This is a genomic window from Acetobacter sp. P1H12_c (assembly GCF_018811975.1).
Classification (GTDB): domain Bacteria; phylum Pseudomonadota; class Alphaproteobacteria; order Acetobacterales; family Acetobacteraceae; genus Acetobacter; species Acetobacter persici.
The window spans coordinates 1-22,653 of record NZ_JACRVR010000006.1; the positions used below are offsets into that span (position 1 = coordinate 1).

Genomic DNA, 22,653 nt, shown 5'->3' on the forward strand with positions numbered 1-22,653 from the left:
GCCCGCGGCCCCGGCAACGCCCGCCCACAGCGCGCCGCATCCGGCTGCGCACAAGGCAAAACCTGCACCAAAACGGACGGTAAAACAGCCCGCGGCGGAACCTGCGCTGACCCATCTGGCCACGCCAGCGGCAGCAGGCGCCGGGTGCGCGGGTTTGACAGGGCCAGCGGCTGGAGTTGCAGCAGTGCCAGTGCCAGTGCCAGTGCCAGTGCCAGTGCCAGTGCCAGTGCCAGTGCCAGTGCCAGCGAGCGTGGCAGGAGCATTGGGAGGGGTGGAAGACGCGCCCTGTGCAGAGGGTGCACCCGTCCCGGCGCCTGCTGCCGCTGGCGTGGCCAGATGGGTCAGCGCAGGTTCCGCCGCGGGCTGTTTTACCGTCCGTTTTGGTGCAGGTTTTGCCTTGTGCGCAGCCGGATGCGGCGCGCTGTGGGCGGGCGTTGCCGGGGCCGCGGGCTTGCTGGCCAGCTTGTCCAGCGCCTGTGTGTTGGTGACAACCTGCGCGTGCGCCAGCGTGGTCGGCAGCAGCAGGAGGGCGCACAATCCTGTCAGACGGCGCGGTCGGAGATGAGCGTTGTGCATTGCGGGCAAGACTAAACCAGAAGAGGGACGGGGTGGAATGGCAGAACGCCTTTCACGATGATCTTTTATACGCCGGAAGGGGCGAATATGCGGCATCAGGCAGAAAACTGCTCTGCGGTAATGCGCTCGGACAGTGTCTGGCCGGGGTCAAACAGCACCGTGACGGCCAGAGTGCGGTCCTCATGGATCTGCACGGACACCACATCCCGGATCTCTATCGAATCTGCCACTGCGGCCACCGGGCGTTTTTCCGGCTCCAGAATGGTAAAGCCAACCCGGGCGGTGGACGGCAGCAGCGCCCCGCGCCAGCGCCGGGGCCGGAACGGGCAGATGGGGGTCAGCGGTAGAAGATTGCCCGAAAGCGGGACAATAGGGCCGTGGGCGGACAGATTATAGGCGGTGGACCCGGCGGGGGTGGAGAGCAGCGCGCCATCACAGATCAGTTCGGGCATACGCACCAGATCATCCACATCGACCCGGATTTTCGCGGCCTGACGGGTCTGGCGGAACAGGAAGACATCATTCAGGGCCAGTGCCTCATGCGTGTCACCCTGCATGGTGCGGGCTTTCATACGCAGGGGGTGCAGGGTGGCGGCTTGTGTGGTGGTCAGGCGCTGCGGAAGGCTGTCTTCCAGCATCGGGTTCATCAGAAACCCGACGGAGCCGCAGTTCATGCCATAAACCGGCACGGTCAGATTTTGCTCCAGCACCACGCGCAGCGTTTCCAGCATAAAGCCGTCGCCCCCAAGGCAGACAACGACGTCCGCGTCTCCCGGATGGCAGTTGCCGTACTGGCGGGTCAGGCGGTCAAACTCATGCCGGGCGACATCGGTCGGCGCAGCCAGAAAGGCAATGCGTTCCGGCACGTCTGACAGCACGGGCGCAGCGGCTGCTGAGGGAGGCGGAAAGCTGGTCATGGCAGGCATCCCATGGCGGGCTGATGGCGGAAAAAGCGGGTGGGCAGGCCGCATTCCTTATCCTGCAATGGTCTGATCCTGAAAGGGGGCGGCCTCATTTTTATGGAGGCCGGCTTCATGCAGATGGGTGCCAAGCAGTTCATCATACACGCTCAGGGTGGCCTGCTGCATGGCGTGGGTGGTGTAGCGAGCCAGCACCGTGGCGCGGGCCGCCTCCCCCATAGCATGCAGGCCTTCCTGCGGCGCATGCAGGACAGCGGCAAGTGTTTCGGCCAGAGCCTGCACATCCCCCGGCGGGACGCTCAGGCCCGTCATACCGTGCTGAACAGTTTCCAGCGCGGCGCCGTGAGCGGTTACAATCACGGGGCGGCACATGGCCTGTGCTTCCACCACCACACGGCCAAACGGTTCTGGCCGGAGCGAGGGGATCACAACCAGCGTCGCCAGCGCCATGGCCGCAGGCATATCCTGACAATGCCCGGCAAACCGCACCTGCTCTGTCAGCCCCAGTGTGCGGGCGTATGTCACAAGGTCTTCCGCATAGCGATTGCCGGGGGGGCAGGAGCCCACAAAAACACATATCCACGGTGTCTGCGGGGTGGTCTGCTTAACCCGCGCGAGGGCTTCCAGCAGAAAACGCTGGCCTTTCCATTCCGTCAGGCGGCCGGGCATCAGAAGCACCGGCACCCCGGCGGGGATGCTCCAGCTTTCGCTCAGCCGGTGCACCCGCTGCCCGCTGACGGCTTCCGGGCTGAACTGGGCACTATCCGCCCCGCGCGGGATCACGCGCAGGCGGTCCGGCCCGACATGATACTCCTGCGCCAGCCGCTCGCCGATATGCCGGCTGATGGCAATCACGCGGTCTCCCGCAGCCAGCACGGCGTTATAGCGTTTTTTTCCGGGAAAATTATTGGCATGGACGCCATGCCATGTGGTGACAAACGGGGTGCCTGTGCGGGTGCAGGCCAGCCGCGCCACCCATGCCGGGGCGCGGGAGCGGGCATGGACAAGGGCCACGTTGTTCTGCCGGATAAAGCGCGCCAGTGTGCCTGCGTTCCGCAGGATGGAGACGGGGTTTTTGCTGCCGCAGCGGGTGAGCATATGGTGCTGCGCGCCCAGCCGCTCCAGCGCGGGGACCAGTCTGCCGCCTGCGCTCATGACCAGTGCGCTGCCACCGGCCTGAGTGATGGCATCGGCCATTTCCAGAGTGCCCCGTTCAACCCCGCCCTGTTCGAGTGCCGGAAGAATTTGCAGGATGACGGGGGAGGATGGCGTAATCGTCATATCTGGGCTGTTAGCATGGTTTTCCGGCAACAGACACTCTTCCACGCACCTGCGGCCCTGTGGTCTGACTTGACCACCCGGCCCGTATCCGCGTTATGGAAGAAGGAATGACGCATTTGTCTCTCTCTCTGCGGCCTGCTCCGGTGCGTTGCACGCCTTTTGTTGCAACGGTGGGGCTGGGCCTTCTGCTGGCTGGCGGTCCGGCCCGCGCGGCTACGCCTGCGGCGCATGGCGCAAAGGATGCCCGGCAGACATGGGCGCTTGCTGAGTGCATGAGCATGGTGGAGGAAGACCCCTTCGGCGCGCGGGATTATGCGCAGGACTGGCTGAAGCACGGCGGAGACCGTGAGGCCCGGCATTGCCATGCTCTGGCCCTGCTGGAGCTGGGGGATGAACTGGACGCGGCGCAGGAACTGGATGATCTGGTCCGCAAAGCCCCGGCCTCCGGCCCGGAAAGCTCCGCCAGCCTGCGGGCCGTCATGGCGGAAGAAGCGGCTGAAGCCTGGCTTTCAGCCGGGAATATTCCGGGTGCCTTAAATATTGTGGATTTCGGCCTCTCTGTGCGCCCCGGTGATGTTTCTCTGCGTCTGGCCAAAGCACGGGCGCTGCTTGAGCAAGGCAATGCCGGTGCTGTGGTGGCGGATCTGACCTCTCTGGTGGCGCGTGGGGCGGAAGCCCCGCCGGAAGCCTTTGTACTGCTGGCCTCAGCAGAGCGGCGTCTGGGGCAACTGGATAAAGCGACCCAGCATATTACGCTGGCCTTGCAGCGGATGCCGGAAAATGCCGCCGCCCTTCTGGAACGCGGGATTATCCGGGAGCAGGTTGGGGATGCCACGGGCGCGCAGGCGGACTGGCAACATGTGCTGGATGTTGCACCTGACAGCCACGAGGCTGACCGCGCACGGCAGGATCTGGCTGTTCTGGCGGCTGACCCGGATTCGCCGTGACGCAACCGCAGGCTGTGCAGCGTGTTCTGGTCATCCGGCTGGGGGCGCTGGGGGATTTTGTGCAGAGCTTCGGGCCATTTCAGGCTATCCGGGCGGCGCATCATCAGGCGTTTATCACGCTCCTGACCACGCAGCCTTTTGTAGAGCTGGCCCGCCTTTCTCCCTGGTTTGACGCAGTTGAAACCGACCAGCGGCCTGCATGGAGCAATCTTCCGGCCCTGCGGAAGCTCCGGCAGTCCCTGCGCAGCTATGACAGGATTTACGACCTTCAGACCTCCAGCCGCACAGCACGTTATTTTGTGCTGGCCGGACGCCCGGCAAGCTGGTGCGGGCATGTGGGGCACGGCCCTCTGCGGCATGATAACCGCTGGCGGAATGACATGCATACAGGCCCCCGCCAGCGCGACCAGCTGCGGCGGGCAGGTATTGCGGATGTGCCGGTGCCGGATGTGTCATGGCTGGCGGAACGCGGGCCGCATCTGGACAGACCCTATGCGCTGATTGTGCCCGGAGCCTCTCCGCATCGCCCGGCTAAACGCTGGCCGGTGCGCCGGTATGCCGAGCTTGCGGCCCGTCTGGAAAGCCGGGGGCTGCTGCCTGTAGTTGTGGGTGGCCGGGGGGAGGCACCGCTTGCGGACATTATCCGGCAGGCCTGCCCGCAGGCGCTGGACCTGACGGGCCAGACAACCTTACCGGAACTGGCAGGGCTGGCCGCACGGGCGCAGGTGGCGGTGGGGAATGATACCGGGCCAATGCATCTGGCCGCGCTGATGGGCTGCCCCTCCGTTGTGCTGTTTTCCGCGGACAGCAATCCGTCCCTCACTGCGCCGCTCGGGCGCGTGCCGGGGCAGGTTTGTGTGCTTTCTGTGCAGGATCTGGCGACACTTTCCGTCAACAGGGTTGCAGCCGCGCTCTCCTGCCGCCATTAGAAACCTTTCCAACCATCTGATCTCCGGAGTTCTTCCATGCCTGCCATCACCTTGCCTGACGGATCCGTTCGTAGTTTTGACGGGCCGGTTACGGGCACGGCCATTGCCGAAGCCATCGGGCCGGGGCTGGCCAAAGCGGCACTGGCCATGGAGGTCAATGGTGCATTGCAGGATATTGGCCGTGCCATAAGCGAAGATGCCGCCGTCCGTTTTATTACCCGGAAAGACCCGGAGTCTCTGGAGATGATCCGGCATGACGCCGCCCACGTGCTGGCCGAAGCTGTGCAGTCTCTCTACCCCGGCACGCAGGTGACCATCGGGCCGTCCATTGAAAACGGCTTTTATTACGACTTCTATCGCAACGAGCCGTTTACCCCGGAAGACTTCGCCGCGATTGAAGCGCGGATGAAGGACATCGTTGCCAATGCCGAGCCCTTCGTGCGGGAAGTCTGGCCGCGGGATAAGGCGATTGCCTTCTTTGAAGAGAAGGGGGAGCGCTTCAAGGCCGAGCTGATCCGTGATCTGCCGGAAGATGAGGATATTTCCATCTACCGTCAGGGCGAGTGGCTGGACCTCTGCCGAGGCCCGCATCTGCGCAACACAAAGGATGTTGGCACGGCCTTCAAACTCATGAAGGTGGCCGGGGCTTACTGGCGCGGTGACCACCGCAATCCCATGCTGACCCGTGTTTACGGCACCGCATGGCGGGACCAGAAAGAACTGGACGCGCACCTGCACCAGCTTGAAGAGGCGGAACGCCGTGACCACCGCCGCATTGGCCGGGAAATGGACCTGTTCCATTTTCAGGAAGAAGCGGTGGGGCAGATCTTCTGGCACCATAAAGGCTGGCGTCTGTATTGCGCCCTTCAGGACTACATGCGCCGCGCCCAGACCCGTGGCGGCTATCAGGAAGTGCGGACCCCGCAACTGGTGGATCGTGGCCTGTGGGAAGCCTCCGGCCACTGGGACAAATACCGCCACCACATGTTTGTGGCGACGGTGGAGGATGAGGATAAGACCCTCGCTCTCAAACCCATGAACTGCCCGTGCCATGTGCAGATTTTCCGCCACGGCCTGCGCTCCTACCGTGAACTGCCGATGCGGATGGCGGAATTCGGGGCCTGCCACCGGTATGAACCCTCTGGCGCGCTGCATGGGCTGATGCGTGTGCGCGGCTTTACGCAGGATGATGCGCATATCTTCTGCACGGAAGATCAGATTGCGGATGAAACCGTGCAGTTCGTACGGATGCTGCATGAGGTCTACAAGGATCTGGGCTTTGAGCATGTCCGCGTGAAGTTTGCGGACCGCCCGGAACAGCGGGCCGGAAGTGACGAAACATGGGACAAAGCTGAAAGCGCGCTGAAGGAAGCGTGTGAAGTGGCCGGTGTGACGTATGAATATAACCCCGGTGAGGGCGCGTTCTACGGCCCCAAGCTGGAATTTGTGCTGCGTGACGCCATCGGGCGTGACTGGCAGTGCGGCACGCTTCAGGTCGATCTGGTGCTGCCGGAACGACTCGATGCGAGCTATATTGGCGAGGACTCAGCACGCCACCGGCCGGTAATGCTGCACCGCGCGATTCTTGGATCATTCGAGCGGTTCCTTGGTATTCTGATTGAGCAGCATGCTGGCCGCTTCCCGCTCTGGCTGGCCCCTGTGCAGGTGGTTGTCGCGTCTATCGTGAGTGATGCCGGAGCCTACGCGGAAGAGGTGGCCGCGGCCCTGCGCGCGGCTGGTCTGGCCGCGGAGGCTGATGTGCGGAACGACAAGATCAACGCCAAGATTCGTGAGCATAGTGTGGCGCGCGTGCCGGTTATTCTGGTGGTTGGCCGCCGGGAGGCGGAGGAGCGGACCGTGGCCATGCGCCGTCTGGGCGGGAAAGATCAGGAAACCCTCGGGTTTGATGAGGTTGTAGCCCTGATGACTGAGGAAGCAACGCCGCCGGACCTGCGCAAAAAGGCGTGAGACTCGGCCGGTTGTTTTTGGCAGGGCTGGAATGAGTCTGTTTTCTGGCCGGATATGCTTGATAAACGGCTGAGAATTGCGCACATAATAACACCGTAAGCGGAAGCACCGGGAGGTGCTTCTGTTTGTTTTGTATCCATGACAGGAGCTGACCATAGCCAGACCCCCTATTCCCGCGCCGCCCACCCGCGAGGGACCACGTGTTAACGAAGAGATCCGCGTTCCGCAGGTTCGTCTGATTGACGAAGAAGGCGAGATGGCGGGTGTCATGTCGACCCGCGATGCGCTGGCTCGCGCTTATGGCGTCGGACTCGATCTTCTTGAGATCAGCCCGAACGCAGAACCGCCCGTTGCCAAGATCCTTGACTACGGCAAGTTCAAATACGAGCAGCAGAAAAAGCGTAACGAAGCCCGCAAGAAGCAGAAGGTCATTGAAATCAAGGAAGTCAAGGTTCGTCCGAATATCGACGAAAATGACTACCAGGTTAAAATGCGTTCCGTAAAAAGCTTCCTGGGGGATGGCGACAAGGTGAAAGTCACCCTGCGTTTCCGTGGCCGTGAAATGGCGCATCAGGAACTGGGCATCAAGGTGCTGGAGCGTATCCGGACCGAGATGGAAGAGCAGGCTAAAGTTGAACAGATGCCGCGTCTTGAAAACCGGCAGATGATCATGGTGCTGGCACCCCGTTAAGCTCTGCCTCTGGGTGCAGGCTGATCTAAGCAGTCTGATCCGCCCGGCAGAACCAAAAAGCGCCTGTGCGAGGGGAAACCCCGCACAGGCGCTTTTTTTATGGCGAGTTGCCGCCCGCAGTAGATGCACAGGCGGCCAGTTTATCGTTCGGTTTACGGCGTCAGCAGAACTGTAGCGTTGGCGCTGGCATGCACCGTCTGGACTTCCGCTGTGCTGGAAGGCGCAGGGGCACCGTCGGCCAGACCGGCCCGTGCGGGCATTGCCATCAGCATGACAGGTCTTGGGTAGCCACCATCGGAGATGGACACCTTGGCAAACCGCACAACATGCAGGCCAAGGGATGCGGCAAGGGTGTCGGCCTGCTTTTTCAGGTCTTCAACGGCCTTTTTCTCGGCGTCCAGCTTCAGCGTTTTCTGGTTTTCAGGCGAGAGAGACCATGAAAGATCTTCCAGTATCAGCCCTTCCCCCTGAAGGTCTCCGGTCAGCGGCAGCAGGCCTGACCCATCGGGCGAGGTAAAGGTGAGGGACTGTGAGGCTGTCCATGAGGCAGGAGCCTTGTCCGGTCGCTCTTCTGAAACGGAATATTGCAGCACGGCGGCTTTGATTCCGGAGGTCTTGCCGGACTGTTCCACCGCTTTATGGACAAGCGTGTTGACAGCCTGCTGAGCGGCGGCGGCTGTTTTTGCCCGCCCTTCCGCCCGGAAATGCGCAGTAAGCTGGTCCGGTGCTGCCTGAACGGAGCCTGAGCCGCTGATATCCAGACGGGTGTAGGTCTCCTCCGGTTTTGTTTCCGCAAAGGCAAGGCCGGGAGCAATCAGGGCAACGGCCAGTGCAAAAGCTGGCACACGGAAGGAGGGGATGCGGGGTGAGAGGCGCATTACGGTGTTGTCCTTTTCAGGCTGACAATGGCGCGCCGCAGGCGGATCAGTCCGGAGCGAACCAGCCCCTGCCGGCACAGGTCTGTGCCTTCGTCCCGGAGCTGGCTGACAGTATGCGGCAAGACGCCCTGCGTCTTGTAATTATCAATGACATGCGAGAGCCGGAGGCAGAACTCAACACTGTCTGAGGTAATGACCACCGGCTCGCTCGGGGGCAGCGCACGCATAATCCGTCGCTCCTCAGCAGGCGGGGCAGGGGGCATAACGGCCTGTGCTGAAAGTCGTGTGGCGAGGGGTGTCACCACAAGACTCCCTAAAATCAGCACAAGGGTGAGAGGCAGGGGTCGTCTCATGCCCCGATAGTTTTAGGGGCGCAGTGTCTTTTTTAAGGCCGAAATGAGGGCATAAGTATTCGTTAATGTGCGCGCATCAGAAGGGGTGAGGAGGTTCGGCAACGCGTTCAGAAGAGGTTGTGGCCTCATCCGGCAGCGGGACGGTGATGCGGGCGAGCAACCCCGGGGTGTTTGAGGCGAGTTGTAACTGTCCGTCATGCAGGTGCACAATGGCCTCCACAAGAGACAGACCAAGGCCGGAACCGGGGGTATGTCTGGCTTGTTCCGCCCGGAAAAACCGCTCGGAAGCACGGGCCATATCGGCATCATTCATGCCTATCCCTTCATCCGTCACACTCAGGCTGAGCTGTCGGTCGCTGCTGCCATCTGAGCGCCGTCCGGTGGTCAGGATTTCAGCAGACAGCGTGACTGTGCCGTTGGGGGGCGAGAACTTTATGGCGTTATCCAGCAGATTGGCCACGGCCTGCTGGAACATGGCGCGGTCTCCAAAAAAGGGCAGATGGTCGGGCAGATGCCGCACACATTTCAGCTCGTGCTCTTCCGCCACGGCCTGATACAGGTCCGCCACATCCTGCAACGCCGGAACCAGATCAAACTGCACAAAGGCGGAGCGGCGCGCCCCGGATTCAATCTGGGCGATCCGCAGGAGTGCTTCAAAAATAGCGGTGACGTTGTCCAGATTACTGGCCGCCTGCTCCATGGCCGCGCGGAGTTCCGCCTCACTTTTTGCGTGCAGCGCGGCATCTTCCAGTTGGGCACGCGCCCGGGCGATGGGGGTGCGCAGGTCATGCGCAATGGCGTTTGAAACCTGCCGGACGCCCTCCATCAGGCGGCTGATCCGGTCCAGCATTTCATTGATGGTGATGGCAATTTCATCCAGCTCATCATCCGTGCCCTGCACCGGCATGCGGCGGGACATATCTCCGTGGGTAATCGCCTGCGTGGTGCGGCTGATGGACTGGATAACGTGCCGGAACAGCCGCCGGATGAGCCACCCACCGCCAACAGCCAGCAGAATGAGCATGAGGCACGCCCAGAGCAGCGTATCCGTGAGCATCTTGCGCAGCAGAGTGCGGCCGCTGATATCCCGCCCAATCAGCAGGCGGTACCCCTCCGGCAGAGCATAGGCCCGGACCTTGGCTGTATCCTGCGCAAAGGCGCGCTGAACGGGGAGGTTAAACCAGCGCTGGTCGCTGGTAATCTGGTGCGGCCATTCTGAGAGATTGCCCGCGACCCATTTCCTGTCTTTGTTGATCAGCAGATACAGGGCGTTGTCATCCACGTCCTGCTCCAGCCTGTCATCAATCACCATCGTCAGGCCGGTGGGGCCGCTTTCTTCCCAGATATTGAACAGGGAGCGGGAATCTAGGGTGATCGCCTGTTCAACCTGATGCTCCAGCAGCCCGGCGGTTCCCCACCAGATAAAGGAGAAAAACAGGGCGGCGGAGCAGACAAAAAGCGTCCCGTAAACCAGTGCGAACCGTAAGCTGACCGAGCGGAGGCGTAAAAAGCCGGGCTGCGGGCTTGCGGGCGCAGAGGAGACCGGCGCGGTCATTCCTGCAACATATACCCCGCATTGCGGATGGTGTGGACAAGCGGACGGCCAAAGGGCTTGTCAATTTTCTGGCGCAGGCGGGAGACATGGACGTCAATCACGTTGGTCTGCGGGTCAAAATGGTAATCCCACACGCCTTCCAGCAGCATGGTGCGGGTTACAACCTGTCCGGCATGGCGCATCAGAAACTCAAGCAGCCGGAATTCACGCGGTTGCAGGTCAATCTTCTGCCCGGCCCGTTTGACGCCACGGGAGAGCAGGTCAATTTCAAGATCCCCGACCACAAGGCGGGTCTGCGGCTGGGCCTCGTTCCGGTTGCGCCGGACAAGTGCTTCCAGACGCGCCTGAAGCTCACTGAAGGAGAAGGGCTTGGTGACGTAGTCATCCGCGCCAGCTTTCAGCCCGGCAACTTTTTCATCCACATCCGCCAGAGCGGAGAGCAGCAGGACAGGGGTCACGTTCCCCTGCCGCCGTAATGTTTCGAGAATATGGATGCCGTCCACGCCGCCCGGCAGCATCCGGTCCAGAATGATGATGTCAAAATTCTCGTTGGTGGCGAGGGACAACCCATCTTTGCCGTTTTCAGCCTGCTCGACGAGATGCCCTGATTCGGACAGGCCTTTAGCGATGAAGATTCTGACTGTTTGATCGTCTTCAACAAGAAGAATGCGCATTTCTGGACCAAGACTCCGGAAGTAATTACCAAAATCTTACGGTGTTCCTACCGGTTTGTCACGACGGAGTTTTTATACGCGTTCGTCATCTGAGAGGGGGGGCGTTAATCCATCAAAAATGGACAGGAGTGCTGCGGTTAAGGGGGAGGCAAAAATCAGACCGGGGAACCCCAGAATGGCGCCAAACAGGGTCTGGGAAAGGACCGTGATGGCCGGGGGCATCTGCACGGCATGACGCTGGATAACGGGTGCCAGAACATTCCCTTCAAAAAACTGGATCACGCTGTAGAGCACCGCCACCATGATGGTTTCCCGCGTGCCCAGAGAAAGCGCCAGCAGCAGGGCGGGCACAGCCCCCATAATCGCGCCGATATAGGGGATGAAGTTACACAGCCCCGCCAGCACACCCAGCGCCAGAGCAAGCGGTACGCCGATAAACCAGAGGCCCACGCCGGAGAGAACACCCACCACCAGCATGTCCAGAGACTGCCCGGCAACCCAGGCCCACAGCGTCTGGCTTGCACGCAGCATCAGCATCCGGGCGCGGGGGCGCTGCGCTACGGGCACCAGCCGCAGAGCGCCGTTGGCATACAGGGCCGGGTCCATAGCGAAATACAGTCCGGCGATCAGAATCACGACAATCGTGCCCGCAGCGCCAAAGGCGGAGCCAAGGATGCCGGTCATGGAGCCTGCAATCCGTGAGCCGAGCGAGGCGAGGCTGCCGCCACTGCCGCCCTGATTGCCGCCAAGGGAGGCAGGCAGATAGTTCAGGATCATCTGGCCGGTGGGGTTATGTTGCAGGGTGGTGCGCAGAGAGGCTTCCTGCTGGCGCAGGGCGTCCTGTAGTTTGGAGGCCTCGCTGACAATGGCCGGACCGCTGCCCCACACCAGTAACGCCACCGCCGCGATCAGCGCAGCCACCACGGCCGTCAGAGACCAGCCGTAGGGCAGGCGCAGATGTTTGACGAGAATTCTGGACAGGCCATGCAGCACCACGGCAAACAGCGTCGCGGCGAACAGGATGGTCAGCACATCCCCCAGCAGCCACACCATCAGCCCGATCACGGCCAGCCCCAGCGTTAGCCGCAGGATGTGGGTTATGCTGCCGAGCCACCCGGCGCTGTCCTCTGAGTTAGTTTCAGGGACGGGGCAGGACGGAGCGGCAGTATCCGTCTGTTTTTTGTCAGTTTGCTCAGATGATGCGGCGCAATCAGGCGGAGAAGCGGAGGCGGAAGTCATGGAAAGCAGTTCTTTCAAAGGACGGAATGGCTATGTAACGACTGATGGGGATTTTAGTGACCGGGAACAGTACATATTTTTGTACGTTCTGTAATAAAATGTTCTGAATGAAATGATTCAGACAAAAATGAGAACTGGGGAGTGCGGGTAACGATGTCAGGCGGGAACGACGGGGGGCTTCAGGCAGCCTCAAAGGCCATTCTCGCTTTTGCTGTGGGAACATTTGCAATTGGAACAGGGGAGTTCGCGGCGATGGGGCTTTTGCCCCAGATTGCGGACAGCCTGCATGTGACAGCGCCAGAAGCCGGGGGTGCGATTTCCGCTTACGCGCTGGGTGTTGTGGTGGGCGCTCCTCTGGTTTCTGTGATCGGGGCGAGTTTTTCTCGCCGTTCCCTGATGGTGGTGCTCATGGCGTGGTTTGCGGTGACAAACTGCCTGAGCACCTGTGCGACCTCCCTGCACATGCTGGAAATTGCCCGGTTTATTACGGGTCTGCCGCATGGCTCCTTTATGGGGGTGGCCGCGCTGGTTGCGGCGGGTCTGGTGGAGCGGGGGTATCGGGGGCGCGCCGTCGGGCGCGTGTTTGCGGGCATGACCATCGCCAATATTCTGGGCGCACCCTTTGCCAGTTATGCCGGAACGTATTTTGGCTGGCGGCTGTCTTATCTGCTGATCGGGCTGATCAGCGCGGTGTGCTGTGTGATGGTGCAGATGTTTGTGCCCTATGACGCGCCCAACCGTGCACGCTCCGCTCTGGGGGAACTGGCCGCGTTTTCCCGCAAGCAGGTCTGGTTTGTCATTGGTACTGTGGCTGTCGGGTGTGGGGGGATGTTCTGCGTCTACACCTACTTCTCCCTGACGTTGCAGAGCGTGACCCACGTGCCGGTCTGGGCGGTTCCTCTGTTCCAGTCGCTGTGGGGTGTCGGCATGTTTGTCGGCGCGTGGGTCGGCGGCATTGTGATGGACAGAAACCTGAAATGGGCAACCATCGGGGCGTTTATCTGGAATGCCGTCGCCCTGGGGCTGTTTGCGCTGGTTGCCACCAATATCCCCCTGACCGCTCTGGCGGTGTTCATGCTGGGGGGTGGTATTGCGCTTTCTCCCGCCATGCAGATGCGCCTGATGGATGTAGCGGCTGATGCGCAGACGCTTGCGGCCTCAATGAACCATGCGGCGTTTAATATGGCGAACGCGCTGGGAGCCTGGCTGGGTGGCCTTGTGCTGGTGGCCGGGTATGGGGACGCCGCAACCGGCTGGGCGGGCATGGCCCTGTCCTGCATCGGGCTTCTCCTGTTCCTGCTCTCTTTGTGGAGTGAGGCGCGGGACGGCAGGAAAGAAGCCCGTCTGGCGGACTGACGCCCGGAGAGTCAGTCCTCTAGGGCCGCGTTTTCTATTTCCGCTTCGGCTTCCAGCCAGCGTTCTTCCAGTTCCGCCTGTTCCTTGCCAATGGCGGCAAGGCGGGTGTTCAGGCGGGTGACTTCATCGGCCTTGCCGTCGGCGTAGAGAGCCGGATCGGCGAGGGTTGTTTCAATTCTGGTGCGTTCCGTCGCCAGTCTGGCGAGCTTCGCTTCCGCATCTTTGATGATTTTGCGCAGTGGAGCCTGAGCCTTGCGGGCCTCGGCGCGTTCCCGCCGGTCGTCCTTACGGCTGGCCTGTGCGGAGGTATCCGGTTTTGTGCTGCGGTTGGCGGCGCGGTTCTGCTCAATCAGCCAGCGGCGGTATTCGGCCATGTCGCCTTCAAACGGCGTGACTTTCCCATCCGCGACCAGCCACAGCCGGTCCGCCACCATTTCCACCAGATGCGGGTCATGGCTGATCAGTAATACGGCCCCTTCAAACTCGGACAGGGCGCGGACCAGCGCATCTCGCGCATCCAGATCCAGATGGTTGGTCGGTTCGTCCAGAATCAGCAGTTGCGGGGCGTCACGCGTGGCAAGCGCTAGGAGCAGCCGGGCCTTCTCACCGCCTGAAAGATCCTTGACCGGCGTTTCCGCCCGGTCCGCATCCAGCCCAAACCGCGCCAGTTGCGCCCGCACGACGGGCGGGAGGGCCTTGGGCAGGGCGCGCTCCATATGGTCAATCGGGGTCTGATGCAGCACCAGCTCTTCCGCCTGATGCTGGGCGAAGTAGCCGATTTTCAGGCGGGAATTGCGCTCGACAGAGCCGGACATCGGCTCCAGCCGCCCCGCAATCAGCTTGGCGAGGGTAGATTTTCCGTTTCCGTTCGCCCCCAGAAGGGCAATCCGGTCTTCCATATCTAGCCGGAAAGACAGATTGGTGAGAATGGGCGTGGTGCCATAGCCCACACTTACGCGATTGGCCGTGAACATCGGCGGAGCCAGCTGCTCCGGCTCCGGGAAGGCGAAGCGGGTGGGGGTTTCCTCCACCACACTTTCAATCACCGGCAGTTTTTCCAGCGCCTTCAGGCGGGCCTGTGCCTGCCGGGCTTTGGTGGCCTTGGCGCGGAAGCGATCCACAAAGGACTGCATATGGGCGCGTTGTGCTGCGATTCGTTCAGCCGCGCGCGCCTGCTGCAACGCCTGTTCTGTGCGGATTCGTACAAAATTCTCATAGCCGCCGGGGGTGAGGCTGAGCTTGCCTTTGTCCAGATGCGCAATGGCGTCCACGCACGCATCCAGCAGCCCGCGATCATGGCTGACAATCAGCGCGGCTCCGGCAAAGCGCGTCAGCCAGCCTTCCAGCCAGAGAGTTGCTTCCAGATCGAGATGGTTGGTCGGTTCATCCAGCAGCAGAAGGTCGGGCTCTAAAAACAGGGCGGTCGCGAGGGAGACACGCATCCGCCAGCCACCGGAAAAGTCCGACACAGGGCGGCGCTGGGCTTCCGCACTAAAGCCCAGACCAGCCAGCACAGACCCGGCGCGGGCCGGGGCGCTGTCGGCCTGAATAGCGCGCAGGCGTTCATGAATTTCTGCGATACGGACCGGGTCTGTCGCGGTTTCGGCCTCGTTCAGCAGGGCTGTGCGCTCCGTATCGCCCGCCAGAACCGTTTCCATCAGGGAGGCTCCGTCAGCCGGGGCTTCCTGTTTGACGCGGGCCATGCGGGCGCGGGAGGAGAGGCGGATTTCTCCGCCATCCGGCGCAAGGTCCCCCGCAATGGCGGCCAGCAGGGTGGATTTTCCAGCCCCGTTCCGCCCCACCAGCCCGACCTTGCGGCCAGGTTCTATGGAGAGGTCCGCGTGGTCCAGAAGGGTGCGGCCAGCAATGCGGAGGGTCAGGTCGGAAATGACAAGAAGGCTCAAGGAGGGTCTCGTTCTGGCTGGAATCTTATTATGATCTGGTGAAGTACCTACCAGCCTGCGCGAATATGCTCTAGAGGAGCAGGCGGAAAGGCCGCTTTATTGTGCGGCCCGATTATGAATGAGGAGACCGCACATGGCGACAGAACGTACTCTTTCCATCATTAAGCCCGACGCCACCCGTCGTAACCTGACCGGCAAAATCAATGCCGTGTTTGAAGACGCAGGCCTGAAGATTGTGGCGCAGAAGCGCGTGCAGCTCACCCCGGCTCAGGCCGGTGCGTTCTACGCTGTGCATAAAGAACGCCCGTTCTACAACGATCTGGTGTCCTTCATGATCTCCGGCCCGGTGGTTCTGCAGGTTCTGGAAGGCGAAAACGCCGTTGCCAAGAACCGCGACGTCATGGGTGCCACGGATCCGAAGAAAGCTGAAGCACACACCATCCGCGCTCAGTTTGCTGAAAGCATTGAAGCCAACTCCGTGCACGGTTCCGACAGTGCAGAGAACGCTGCCAATGAAATCCGCTTCTTCTTTGCGGAAACCGAAATCCTTCCCTGAGAAGGACGTTCATTTCAGCGCGGTCTTTGCCTGACGGCATGACTGCTCTGGTATGAGACACTCTGGCCCGTACTAGCCCCCGGCGCGCCTCACGGCGTTCCGGGGGCTGGACGGGCCAGATGTGTATGAGGGCTGATGGTGTTTCCCACAGCGCCTCCTGCAGAATGCACATAAAAGTTATGAGCAGACCGAAGAGACCGTTCCGGATGCTTGTCATGAAACTGCAATAATAGAAAAATAATGGTTTAACAAAGGGTTAAGGTGCGATTTTGCGTCCGCACCCCCCTGTGAAGACATTTGTTTCCTGCATGGGTGGTGGGTTGTCAGCACCAAGGTTACGCGGGGCTGATCCTTTATGATCCGGGGCTCAAGAAATTCTGACAAACCGGTCGAGGCCATGCCTGTCTGTGGTCGCCCGTATAGGAAAGGAATGTCATGAAAGTCCTGGCGGTTCACCCCAGCGCCCTGATGTATACCAAGGTTTTTCTCCGGCTGGAGCCACTCGGACTGGAACTGGTGGCAGGTGCGGCGCGGGACGCCGGGCATGACGTGCAGCTTATTGATCTGCAGGCTGAAACCCATAAGGATTACTGGGCGCTGCTGGAAAGTTTTCAGCCGGATGTGGTGTGTTTTTCCGGAAACTACCTCGCCAATGTACCGGAAATTATCGACCTCTGCCGCGCCACACGGGTGCGCTACCCCGATATTTTCCAGTTTATTGGCGGTCACTCAGTCTCCTTTATTGCTCGGGATGTGCTGGCTCTGTCCGAAGGGGCGGTCAACTGCATCCTGAAAGGGGAGGGAGATGCCTCCATCGGCCTGCTGCTGCGCGCACTGGAAGATGGCAAAGATCTGCTGAGCGTTCCCGGTGTGGTGACGATGGACGGGGAAGGCCCGCCGCCGGTTTTTGTGGAATCGCTGGATGCCATCCGCCCGGCGCGTGACCTGCTGCGGCACCGCAATAAATACTTTATCGGCACGCTGGACCCTGCGGCCTCCATCGAATTTGCGCGGGGCTGCCCGTGGGACTGCACATTCTGTTCGGCATGGACGTTCTATGGCCGCTCTTACCGCACCGCCAGCCCGACCGTTATTGCGGATGAACTGGAAGAGATCAAAGAACCGGGCATTTTTATTGTGGATGATGTGGCCTTTGTGCATGAAGAGCACGGTATGGCCATTGCCAATGAAATTAAAAAACGCGGTATTAAAAAAGAATACTACCTGGAAACTCGGGCGGATGTGCTGCTGCGGAACAAGGAAGTGTTCAAGGTCTGGAGTGAGATCGGCCTGTCCTACATCTTCATCGGCATGGAAGCGGTGGATGAGGAAGGGCTGAAGCAGTTCCGTAAACGGGTCTCACTGGATAAGAACTTTGAGGCTCTGGAATATGCGCGGTCTCTGGGGCTGATTGTCGCAATCAACATTATTGCTGATCCTGACTGGGACCGCGCCCGGTTTGAGGCGGTGCGGCAGTGGTGTCTGGAAATTCCGGAAATCGTCAATATTTCCGTCACCACCCCGTATCCGGGCACGGAAATCTGGCACAAGGAAGCGCGCCGCCTGACTACGCGGGACTATCGCCTGTTTGATATCCAGCATGCCGTGCTGCCCACTAAGCTGCCCCTGCCGGAATTTTATGAAGAACTGGTGAAAACCCAGCAGGTGCTCAACACCAAACATATGGGCTGGGAAGCGCTGAAAGATACCGCAGGCATTGCGGGTCGTCTGTTACTGAAGGGGCAGACAAACTTCGTAAAAATGCTGTGGAAGTTCAACTCCGTCTTTAACCCCAAACTCCAGTTGGCCGACCATATGCGCAAAGCGCGTTACCTGATGCCCATCCAGCCGGATGTTGTGGACTCTGTGGACCGCAAAGACCTGTATGTGCATGGTCCGGGTGGCCGCAAAACCCGCGCGCTGGATGATGCGACGGAACAGTTTGTTGACAAGACCCGCATGAGCGAGAACGCCTGAGCTGAGAGCTGAGAGCTGAGAGCTGAGAGCTGAGAGCTGAGAGCTGAGAGCTGAGAGCTGAGAGCTGAGAGCTGAGAGCTGAGAGCTGAGAGCTGAGAGCTGAGAGCTGAGAGCTGAGAGCTGAGAGCTGAGAGCTGAGGCAAGGATCTGGAGCCTGAACCTTCTGTAAGGGGGGCAGGGTTCAGGGTCCGGCGTAAAGACTGTTTACAAAGCGGTTGAGAATTACAAGGCGGTTGAGAAGGCGGGCGGTGGGAAGCTGAAAGCCCCGGCGGTGTAGCTTTCAATCACCGCGCTGAGCGGTGTGCCGTCCTGCCGGGCCAGCACCGCATGATGCCGGAACAGGACAGGTGGAAAAACCAGAGGGGCATCGGACCCGGCGGGAAGGGGCTGGAGTTCCCACCCCGTAGGCAACGGAGACCAGAGGCGCTCAGCCAGCACAAGGCGGCGCGTGAAGGCGAGGGACGCCGTGACACGCCCGAACGGGGTTTCTGTCGTGTCCAGCGCCGTGTTCATTTCCGCCGTCAGGCGGTCCGGCAGATACCAGTTTTCAGCGTCTGACAGAGTACGTTCGCCACAGATCAGCCGGACATGTCGATAACGCAGCGCATCGGCCGGGATATCGTCAGATAATCCAAGAGCCTGCCGTAAGGCTGGCGGGCATAGGCGTGGCGATGTTTGCTGGCAGACAGCCCGTACTGTGGGGACTGGGGCTAAGCGGTGCCGTCTGCTCCAGTCTTCCAGCGTCCGGGTGGCGCTGGATGTGCTGAGGAGGGCCGCATCCAGCTCGTTCAGCAGGGCTATCAGCATCAGGCGATGCAGAGTTGTGGCCCGCCAGTATGTTTCCGGCTGAGGCGGGAGCGTTGCAGAAAAGTGAGGCGTGTCCGGCATAAGCGTATCTTACGCGCCAGCAGGCTCTCTGCCGAGAGGGGGAGTGTGAAAAGACGTGACTGCTGCCGTCAGGCCCCTGCGGGTGGAGGACTATCCTGCCCCGGCGGATAGGGGTTGGGGCGGGAGGGGCGGATGGGGTACACTGGGCGCCAGTTCTGGCGTAATGCCGCCAGAGGGTGAGATTTCAATGCGAGGTGACGCAATCATGGCAACCACAGAAATAAGCTTTATGGTTGAAGGTATGACCTGTGATGGCTGTGTGTCCTCCATCAGGCGCGCTCTGGCCGCGGTGGACGGTGTAAAAAGCACGGATGTTAATCTGGCCACCGGCGAGGTAAAAGTGGAGTATGACCCGGCACAGGCGGGCAAGTCCTCCCTGCAGAATGCTATTCTCGGGGCGGGGTTTGACGTCGGATAAGGCAGAAACCCTCTGTGTCATGCGGTCCGCACGGGGGGGATTTGCCAAGCCTTATACTAGGCGCAGGCGGCAAGGCATGGCAGGGTGATAAGCCCTGTCCGGCGTCTGGATGCCGGTGCGGTGTGGCGAGAAAAAAGGTCAGCGTGGTTGTGAGACGGAACAAGAAGACACTCGGCTTTGGAATGATGCTCACCGGGCTTATGCTGCTGGGTGGCTGTTCCTCTGAAATTGGCCGGAAGCCTTTTCTGGATACGGATGTATCCTGCCTGAGAAATCAGATGAAAGGCCCGATGTTCCTCAGCTTTCCTCTGGCGGCCAATACCTGCCAGCGCATGAGCAATCATAACTTCATTCTGGGTGAAAAAGGCGCGCATCCATTGCCGCTGAATTTGAAAGATGCGCCCGATCTGCAAAAGCAGGCGGATGAATACGGTTACAGCTACACTCGATAAAACCGGGCGGCCCGGCTCTGTCCGGGGCCTTTAGCTTTCCAGTTCTGTGTCCCAGTACAAATAATCCCGCCAGCTTTCATGCAGGTAATTGGGCGGAAAGGCTCGCCCATTATCCTGCAACTGCCATGATGTGGGGCGCGCAGGCCTCTGGCGGGGCAGCATGTTGATGCTGTGCGGCAGATGCGGGCCTTTGCGCAGATTACAGATCCCGCAGGCGGTGACGACATTTTCCCATGTGGTGCGTCCGCCCTTGCAGCGGGGAATAACGTGGTCAAACGTCAGATCCTGCGTGGGGAGCTGGTCTCCGCAATACTGGCAGGAAAAATTGTCCCGCAGGAAAACATTAAAGCGCGTAAAGGCGGGTTTGCGGGCGGAGGGCACATAGTCCTTCAGCGCAATAACGCTGGGCAGGCGGAAAGTCTGGTGAGGGGAATGGACTTCAGCATCATATTCGCTCAGCACCGAAACACGGTCGAGGCACACAGCTTTGATGGTATCCTGCCAGGACCAGAGGGAGAGCGGAAAATAGGAGAGCGGGCGGAAATCCGCGTTTAACACCAGAGCAGGGAAGTTTATCGTACTGCCGTCAGCCAAGACGCGCCTCCTTGGGGGAGTGAGGGCGCAACTTCCGGTGCAGGCGTTAAAACTCGTAACAGAACGCCGTCAGAAGTGCGTCGTCGAGATCAGTGTTGGCAAGAGTATTGCAGATAGAGTTGTTTATCGCAAGAAATGACCTAAGTATTTAACAAAACAGTATTATTGTCATTGTATGAGAGTGTTATGAGTCCTGTTCTGCCCGGTTGTGCCCAATGACGGAGTCTTCATGGGTGACGCGTTTTGCGCCCAGCCCGACCGGATTGTTGCATCTGGGGCATGTGGCGTCGGCTCTGGCAGGCTGGACGCAAAAGGGGCCGCATGGCCTCTGGCTGGTGCGGATGGAAGATATTGACCCCCAACGCTGCCGGGACGATTACGCCACGGCTTTACTGGAGGATCTCGACTGGCTGGGGTTGCGCTCTGCCCGTCCTGTGCTGCGGCAATCCGCAAATATGCCTGCCTATCGCGCAACGCTGGACGGGCTGGAGCAGATGGGGGTGCTGTATCCCTGCTTCTGCACCCGCTCTGATATTGCGCGGGAATCTGCGGGCATGATGTCCGCCCCACATGCTGCGCCGGATGGGAGCCTACTTTATCCCGGCACGTGCCGTTCTCTGTCCGCCCCGGCGCGGGCGGCGGCTCTGGCAGCGGGAAAGCCGCATGTCTTGCGGCTGGATATGGCAAAGGCACTCAATTCTCTCAGGACGGAGGTTCCTGCCCTCTGGCCTCTGACCTATCAGGATCTCGCGCGCGGGACAGTGCAGTGCCAGCCTGAATTGTTTGGCGATGTTGTGCTGGCCCGACGGGATGTTCCGGCGTCATACCATCTGTGTGTCACGCATGATGATGCCGCGCAGGGTGTCACACTGGTGACGCGCGGAGACGATCTGCGTCCTGCAACCGACCTGCACCGGCTGATACAGGCGCTGGTGGGCTGGCCCGCGCCAGCGTATCTGTTTCACCCGTTATTATGTGATGCGGAGGGTCGGCGTCTTTCCAAGCGGGACGGCGCGAAAGCCGTCCGTGCCATGCGGGAGGCCGGTATGACGCCGGAAGACGTGCGTGCTGCCGCCGGATATCCCGACGCGCTGAAGTGAGCGATCCGGCAGTCTTGTGGTTCTGTATAAAAGATTTTTCATAAAATTTGCTGCCATGCGTGGTTTCCCCGGTTCCGCCGGACGCAGAAGCGCATTAGGGTGTCGGCCCTTGCCGGTTTTTTATCTCCATCAGGCCCTGTTCCGGCAGCCAGAGGCGGGGCCGATGGCATAATGTGTCAGGAAGTGTTGGAATTATGAGCATTGTTGCTGACCGTCTGAACAGGATCAGCCCGAGCCAGACGATTGTTATTTCGACCAAAGCGCGTGAGCTGAAGGCGCAGGGACGGAATATCATCAGTCTTTCCGCTGGTGAGCCGGATTTCCGCACACCTGACAACATTGCCCGCGCCGCCATGAAGGCGATTGAAGATGGCCAGACCCGTTATACGGACGTGGCAGGCACTCCCGCTCTGCGCAAAGCCGTGGCGGAACGCTTCCGTCTGGATAGCGGTCTGGATTACACGCCAGAAGAAATCATTGTGTCCACCGGCGGCAAGCAGGTGATTTACAACGCCATGATGGCAACGCTCAATCCGGGTGATGAAGCCATTATTCCCGCACCGTGCTGGGTGTCTTACCCGGATATCGTGACGCTGGCTGAGGGTGTGCCGGTTATTGTGCCCTGCCGCCGGGAAAACGACTTCAAGCTGACGGCTGAAGAGTTGGAAGCCGCGATTACGCCGCGCACAAAATGGCTTTTCCTGAATTCCCCCTGTAACCCGACAGGCGCGGCCTATTCCGCCGAGGACCTGCGGCCGCTGTGTGATGTGCTGCTGCGGCACCCGCATGTCTGGGTGTTTACAGACGATATTTACGCCAAGCTGACTTATGACGGCTTCCGCCCCGCTACGTTTGTGGAAGTCGAGCCTCTGCTGCGGTCCCGCACTGTGACGATGAATGGTGTCTCTAAAGCCTATGCCATGACAGGCTGGCGTATTGGCTTCTCCGGCGCGCCGGTGGAACTGACCAAAGCCATGAACAAGCTCCAGGGGCAGTCCACGTCCAACACCTGCTCCATTGCGCAGGCGGCGGCAGTTGAAGCTCTGACTGGCCCGCAGGACTTTATTGGCGAGATGGTTAAAACCTATCAGGCCCGGCGGGATCTGGTGGTGGACATGCTGAATGAGGCCGAAGGTTTGCAGTGTGACAAGCCGGAAGGTGCGTTTTACGTCTTCCCGTCCGTCAAGGCGTGCCTTGGTAAAACCTCTCCCGGTGGGCGCAAGCTGGAAACGGATGAGGATTTTGTGACAGCCCTGCTGGAAGAGGAAGGCGTTGCCGCCGTGCATGGCTCGGCCTTTATGTATCCGGATTACATGCGCATTTCCTACGCCACGGATACGGAAAGCCTGCGGGAAGCCTGCGCCCGCATCCAGCGTTTCTGCAAAGGGCTGATTTAA

Annotated in this window: 21 protein-coding genes and 1 pseudogene; 11 read left to right on the plus strand and 11 right to left on the minus strand. The window is 60.5% G+C overall.

Annotated features, from left to right (window positions below; translation table 11 throughout):
* The 3 genes and pseudogenes from KP699_RS05765 to KP699_RS05775 all read right to left on the minus strand — a co-directional run.
* A pseudogene (locus KP699_RS05765) lies at positions 1-576 on the minus strand (hypothetical protein); the annotation flags it as partial.
* Positions 577-671: 95 nt separating this feature from the next.
* Positions 672-1,502: an NAD kinase gene (locus tag KP699_RS05770; RefSeq protein WP_077931815.1), complete on the minus strand. Its 831-nt coding sequence runs from the start codon at positions 1,500-1,502 to the stop codon at positions 672-674.
* A 48-nt stretch (positions 1,503-1,550) separates the two neighbouring features.
* Positions 1,551-2,777, minus strand: coding sequence for a glycosyltransferase family 4 protein (locus KP699_RS05775; RefSeq protein WP_215761938.1), 1,227 nt, complete (start codon positions 2,775-2,777; stop codon positions 1,551-1,553).
* Positions 2,778-2,884: 107 nt separating this feature from the next.
* Between KP699_RS05775 and KP699_RS05780 the strand changes: the two genes are divergently transcribed.
* The 4 genes from KP699_RS05780 to infC all read left to right on the plus strand — a co-directional run bounded on the left by KP699_RS05780 (position 2,885) and on the right by infC (position 7,312).
* Positions 2,885-3,724, plus strand: a complete 840-nt coding sequence (locus KP699_RS05780) for a hypothetical protein (RefSeq protein WP_237388752.1) — start codon at positions 2,885-2,887, stop codon at positions 3,722-3,724.
* Between the two features lie 14 nt (positions 3,725-3,738).
* Entirely contained in the window at positions 3,739-4,653 is a 915-nt protein-coding gene (locus KP699_RS05785) for a glycosyltransferase family 9 protein (RefSeq protein ID WP_215761991.1), read from the plus strand.
* Positions 4,654-4,689: 36 nt separating this feature from the next.
* Positions 4,690-6,621 carry a threonine--tRNA ligase gene (thrS, locus tag KP699_RS05790; protein ID WP_086656273.1) on the plus strand — a complete coding sequence of 644 codons (1,932 nt, stop codon included), beginning with the start codon at positions 4,690-4,692 and terminating at the stop codon, positions 6,619-6,621.
* Between the two features lie 169 nt (positions 6,622-6,790).
* Positions 6,791-7,312 carry a translation initiation factor IF-3 gene (infC, locus tag KP699_RS05795; RefSeq protein ID WP_025829015.1) on the plus strand — a complete coding sequence of 174 codons (522 nt, stop codon included), beginning with the start codon at positions 6,791-6,793 and terminating at the stop codon, positions 7,310-7,312.
* A gap of 152 nt (positions 7,313-7,464) precedes the next feature.
* Here the strand turns inward: infC and KP699_RS05800 are convergent, their stop codons facing one another.
* The 5 genes from KP699_RS05800 to KP699_RS05820 form a co-directional block, all read right to left on the minus strand.
* Positions 7,465-8,190, minus strand: coding sequence for an SIMPL domain-containing protein (locus tag KP699_RS05800; RefSeq protein WP_215761939.1), 726 nt, complete (start codon positions 8,188-8,190; stop codon positions 7,465-7,467).
* Positions 8,190-8,543: a hypothetical protein gene (locus tag KP699_RS05805; protein ID WP_143217684.1), complete on the minus strand. Its 354-nt coding sequence runs from the start codon at positions 8,541-8,543 to the stop codon at positions 8,190-8,192. The genes KP699_RS05800 and KP699_RS05805 overlap by 1 nt, the downstream gene beginning before the upstream one ends.
* 76 nt (positions 8,544-8,619) lie before the next feature.
* Positions 8,620-10,098, minus strand: a complete 1,479-nt coding sequence (locus tag KP699_RS05810) for a HAMP domain-containing sensor histidine kinase (RefSeq protein ID WP_215761940.1) — start codon at positions 10,096-10,098, stop codon at positions 8,620-8,622.
* Positions 10,095-10,772 carry a response regulator transcription factor gene (locus tag KP699_RS05815; protein WP_025829011.1) on the minus strand — a complete coding sequence of 226 codons (678 nt, stop codon included), beginning with the start codon at positions 10,770-10,772 and terminating at the stop codon, positions 10,095-10,097. Before KP699_RS05815 ends, KP699_RS05810 begins: the two co-directional genes overlap by 4 nt.
* 72 nt (positions 10,773-10,844) lie before the next feature.
* On the minus strand, positions 10,845-12,011 hold the full coding sequence (locus tag KP699_RS05820) for an AI-2E family transporter (RefSeq protein WP_025829010.1): 1,167 nt from the start codon (positions 12,009-12,011) through the stop codon (positions 10,845-10,847).
* A gap of 153 nt (positions 12,012-12,164) precedes the next feature.
* On the opposite strand from KP699_RS05820, the gene KP699_RS05825 reads away from it, so the two are divergent.
* Positions 12,165-13,367, plus strand: a complete 1,203-nt coding sequence (locus tag KP699_RS05825) for an MFS transporter (protein ID WP_215761941.1) — start codon at positions 12,165-12,167, stop codon at positions 13,365-13,367.
* An 11-nt stretch (positions 13,368-13,378) separates the two neighbouring features.
* Here KP699_RS05825 and KP699_RS05830 read toward each other — a convergent pair whose 3' ends face one another.
* Positions 13,379-15,271, minus strand: coding sequence for an ABC-F family ATP-binding cassette domain-containing protein (locus KP699_RS05830; protein ID WP_215761942.1), 1,893 nt, complete (start codon positions 15,269-15,271; stop codon positions 13,379-13,381).
* Between the two features lie 133 nt (positions 15,272-15,404).
* Between KP699_RS05830 and ndk the strand changes: the two genes are divergently transcribed.
* Positions 15,405-15,827 (plus strand): nucleoside-diphosphate kinase, encoded by a 423-nt coding sequence (gene ndk, locus KP699_RS05835; RefSeq protein WP_043553592.1) that lies wholly within the window; start codon positions 15,405-15,407, stop codon positions 15,825-15,827.
* Positions 15,828-16,262: 435 nt separating this feature from the next.
* Positions 16,263-17,804: a hopanoid C-3 methylase HpnR gene (gene hpnR, locus KP699_RS05840; protein WP_215761943.1), complete on the plus strand. Its 1,542-nt coding sequence runs from the start codon at positions 16,263-16,265 to the stop codon at positions 17,802-17,804.
* A 222-nt stretch (positions 17,805-18,026) separates the two neighbouring features.
* Here hpnR and KP699_RS05845 read toward each other — a convergent pair whose 3' ends face one another.
* A complete protein-coding gene (locus KP699_RS05845; protein WP_215761944.1) occupies positions 18,027-18,692 on the minus strand; it encodes a hypothetical protein in 666 nt (221 codons plus the stop codon).
* 205 nt (positions 18,693-18,897) lie between these two features.
* Between KP699_RS05845 and KP699_RS05850 the strand changes: the two genes are divergently transcribed.
* On the plus strand, positions 18,898-19,110 hold the full coding sequence (locus tag KP699_RS05850) for a heavy-metal-associated domain-containing protein (RefSeq protein ID WP_025827182.1): 213 nt from the start codon (positions 18,898-18,900) through the stop codon (positions 19,108-19,110).
* Positions 19,111-19,292: 182 nt separating this feature from the next.
* Entirely contained in the window at positions 19,293-19,562 is a 270-nt protein-coding gene (locus KP699_RS05855; RefSeq protein WP_077931817.1) for a hypothetical protein, read from the plus strand.
* 30 nt (positions 19,563-19,592) lie between these two features.
* Here KP699_RS05855 and KP699_RS05860 read toward each other — a convergent pair whose 3' ends face one another.
* Entirely contained in the window at positions 19,593-20,156 is a 564-nt protein-coding gene (locus KP699_RS05860) for an HNH endonuclease (RefSeq protein ID WP_212354192.1), read from the minus strand.
* A 215-nt stretch (positions 20,157-20,371) separates the two neighbouring features.
* On the opposite strand from KP699_RS05860, the gene gluQRS reads away from it, so the two are divergent.
* Together gluQRS and KP699_RS05870 are read left to right on the plus strand one after the other, a co-directional pair.
* Positions 20,372-21,256: a tRNA glutamyl-Q(34) synthetase GluQRS gene (gene gluQRS / locus KP699_RS05865; RefSeq protein WP_215761945.1), complete on the plus strand. Its 885-nt coding sequence runs from the start codon at positions 20,372-20,374 to the stop codon at positions 21,254-21,256.
* A 194-nt stretch (positions 21,257-21,450) separates the two neighbouring features.
* Positions 21,451-22,653 carry a pyridoxal phosphate-dependent aminotransferase gene (locus KP699_RS05870; RefSeq protein WP_215761946.1) on the plus strand — a complete coding sequence of 401 codons (1,203 nt, stop codon included), beginning with the start codon at positions 21,451-21,453 and terminating at the stop codon, positions 22,651-22,653.

Coding starts and splice junctions, on each gene's coding strand:
- thrS (WP_086656273.1), top strand. CDS start 4,690: ATGCCTGCCATCACCTTGCCTGACGGATCCGTTCGTAGTTTTGACGGG.
- hpnR (WP_215761943.1), top strand. CDS start 16,263: ATGAAAGTCCTGGCGGTTCACCCCAGCGCCCTGATGTATACCAAGGTT.
- KP699_RS05810 (WP_215761940.1), bottom strand. CDS start 10,098: ATGACCGCGCCGGTCTCCTCTGCGCCCGCAAGCCCGCAGCCCGGCTTT.
- gluQRS (WP_215761945.1), top strand. CDS start 20,372: ATGACGGAGTCTTCATGGGTGACGCGTTTTGCGCCCAGCCCGACCGGA.
- KP699_RS05870 (WP_215761946.1), top strand. CDS start 21,451: ATGAGCATTGTTGCTGACCGTCTGAACAGGATCAGCCCGAGCCAGACG.
- KP699_RS05800 (WP_215761939.1), bottom strand. CDS start 8,190: ATGCGCCTCTCACCCCGCATCCCCTCCTTCCGTGTGCCAGCTTTTGCA.
- KP699_RS05855 (WP_077931817.1), top strand. CDS start 19,293: ATGATGCTCACCGGGCTTATGCTGCTGGGTGGCTGTTCCTCTGAAATT.
- KP699_RS05850 (WP_025827182.1), top strand. CDS start 18,898: ATGGCAACCACAGAAATAAGCTTTATGGTTGAAGGTATGACCTGTGAT.
- KP699_RS05815 (WP_025829011.1), bottom strand. CDS start 10,772: ATGCGCATTCTTCTTGTTGAAGACGATCAAACAGTCAGAATCTTCATC.
- ndk (WP_043553592.1), top strand. CDS start 15,405: ATGGCGACAGAACGTACTCTTTCCATCATTAAGCCCGACGCCACCCGT.
- KP699_RS05805 (WP_143217684.1), bottom strand. CDS start 8,543: ATGAGACGACCCCTGCCTCTCACCCTTGTGCTGATTTTAGGGAGTCTT.
- KP699_RS05820 (WP_025829010.1), bottom strand. CDS start 12,011: ATGACTTCCGCCTCCGCTTCTCCGCCTGATTGCGCCGCATCATCTGAG.
- KP699_RS05780 (WP_237388752.1), top strand. CDS start 2,885: ATGACGCATTTGTCTCTCTCTCTGCGGCCTGCTCCGGTGCGTTGCACG.
- KP699_RS05825 (WP_215761941.1), top strand. CDS start 12,165: ATGTCAGGCGGGAACGACGGGGGGCTTCAGGCAGCCTCAAAGGCCATT.
- KP699_RS05770 (WP_077931815.1), bottom strand. CDS start 1,502: ATGCCTGCCATGACCAGCTTTCCGCCTCCCTCAGCAGCCGCTGCGCCC.
- KP699_RS05845 (WP_215761944.1), bottom strand. CDS start 18,692: ATGCCGGACACGCCTCACTTTTCTGCAACGCTCCCGCCTCAGCCGGAA.
- KP699_RS05775 (WP_215761938.1), bottom strand. CDS start 2,777: ATGACGATTACGCCATCCTCCCCCGTCATCCTGCAAATTCTTCCGGCA.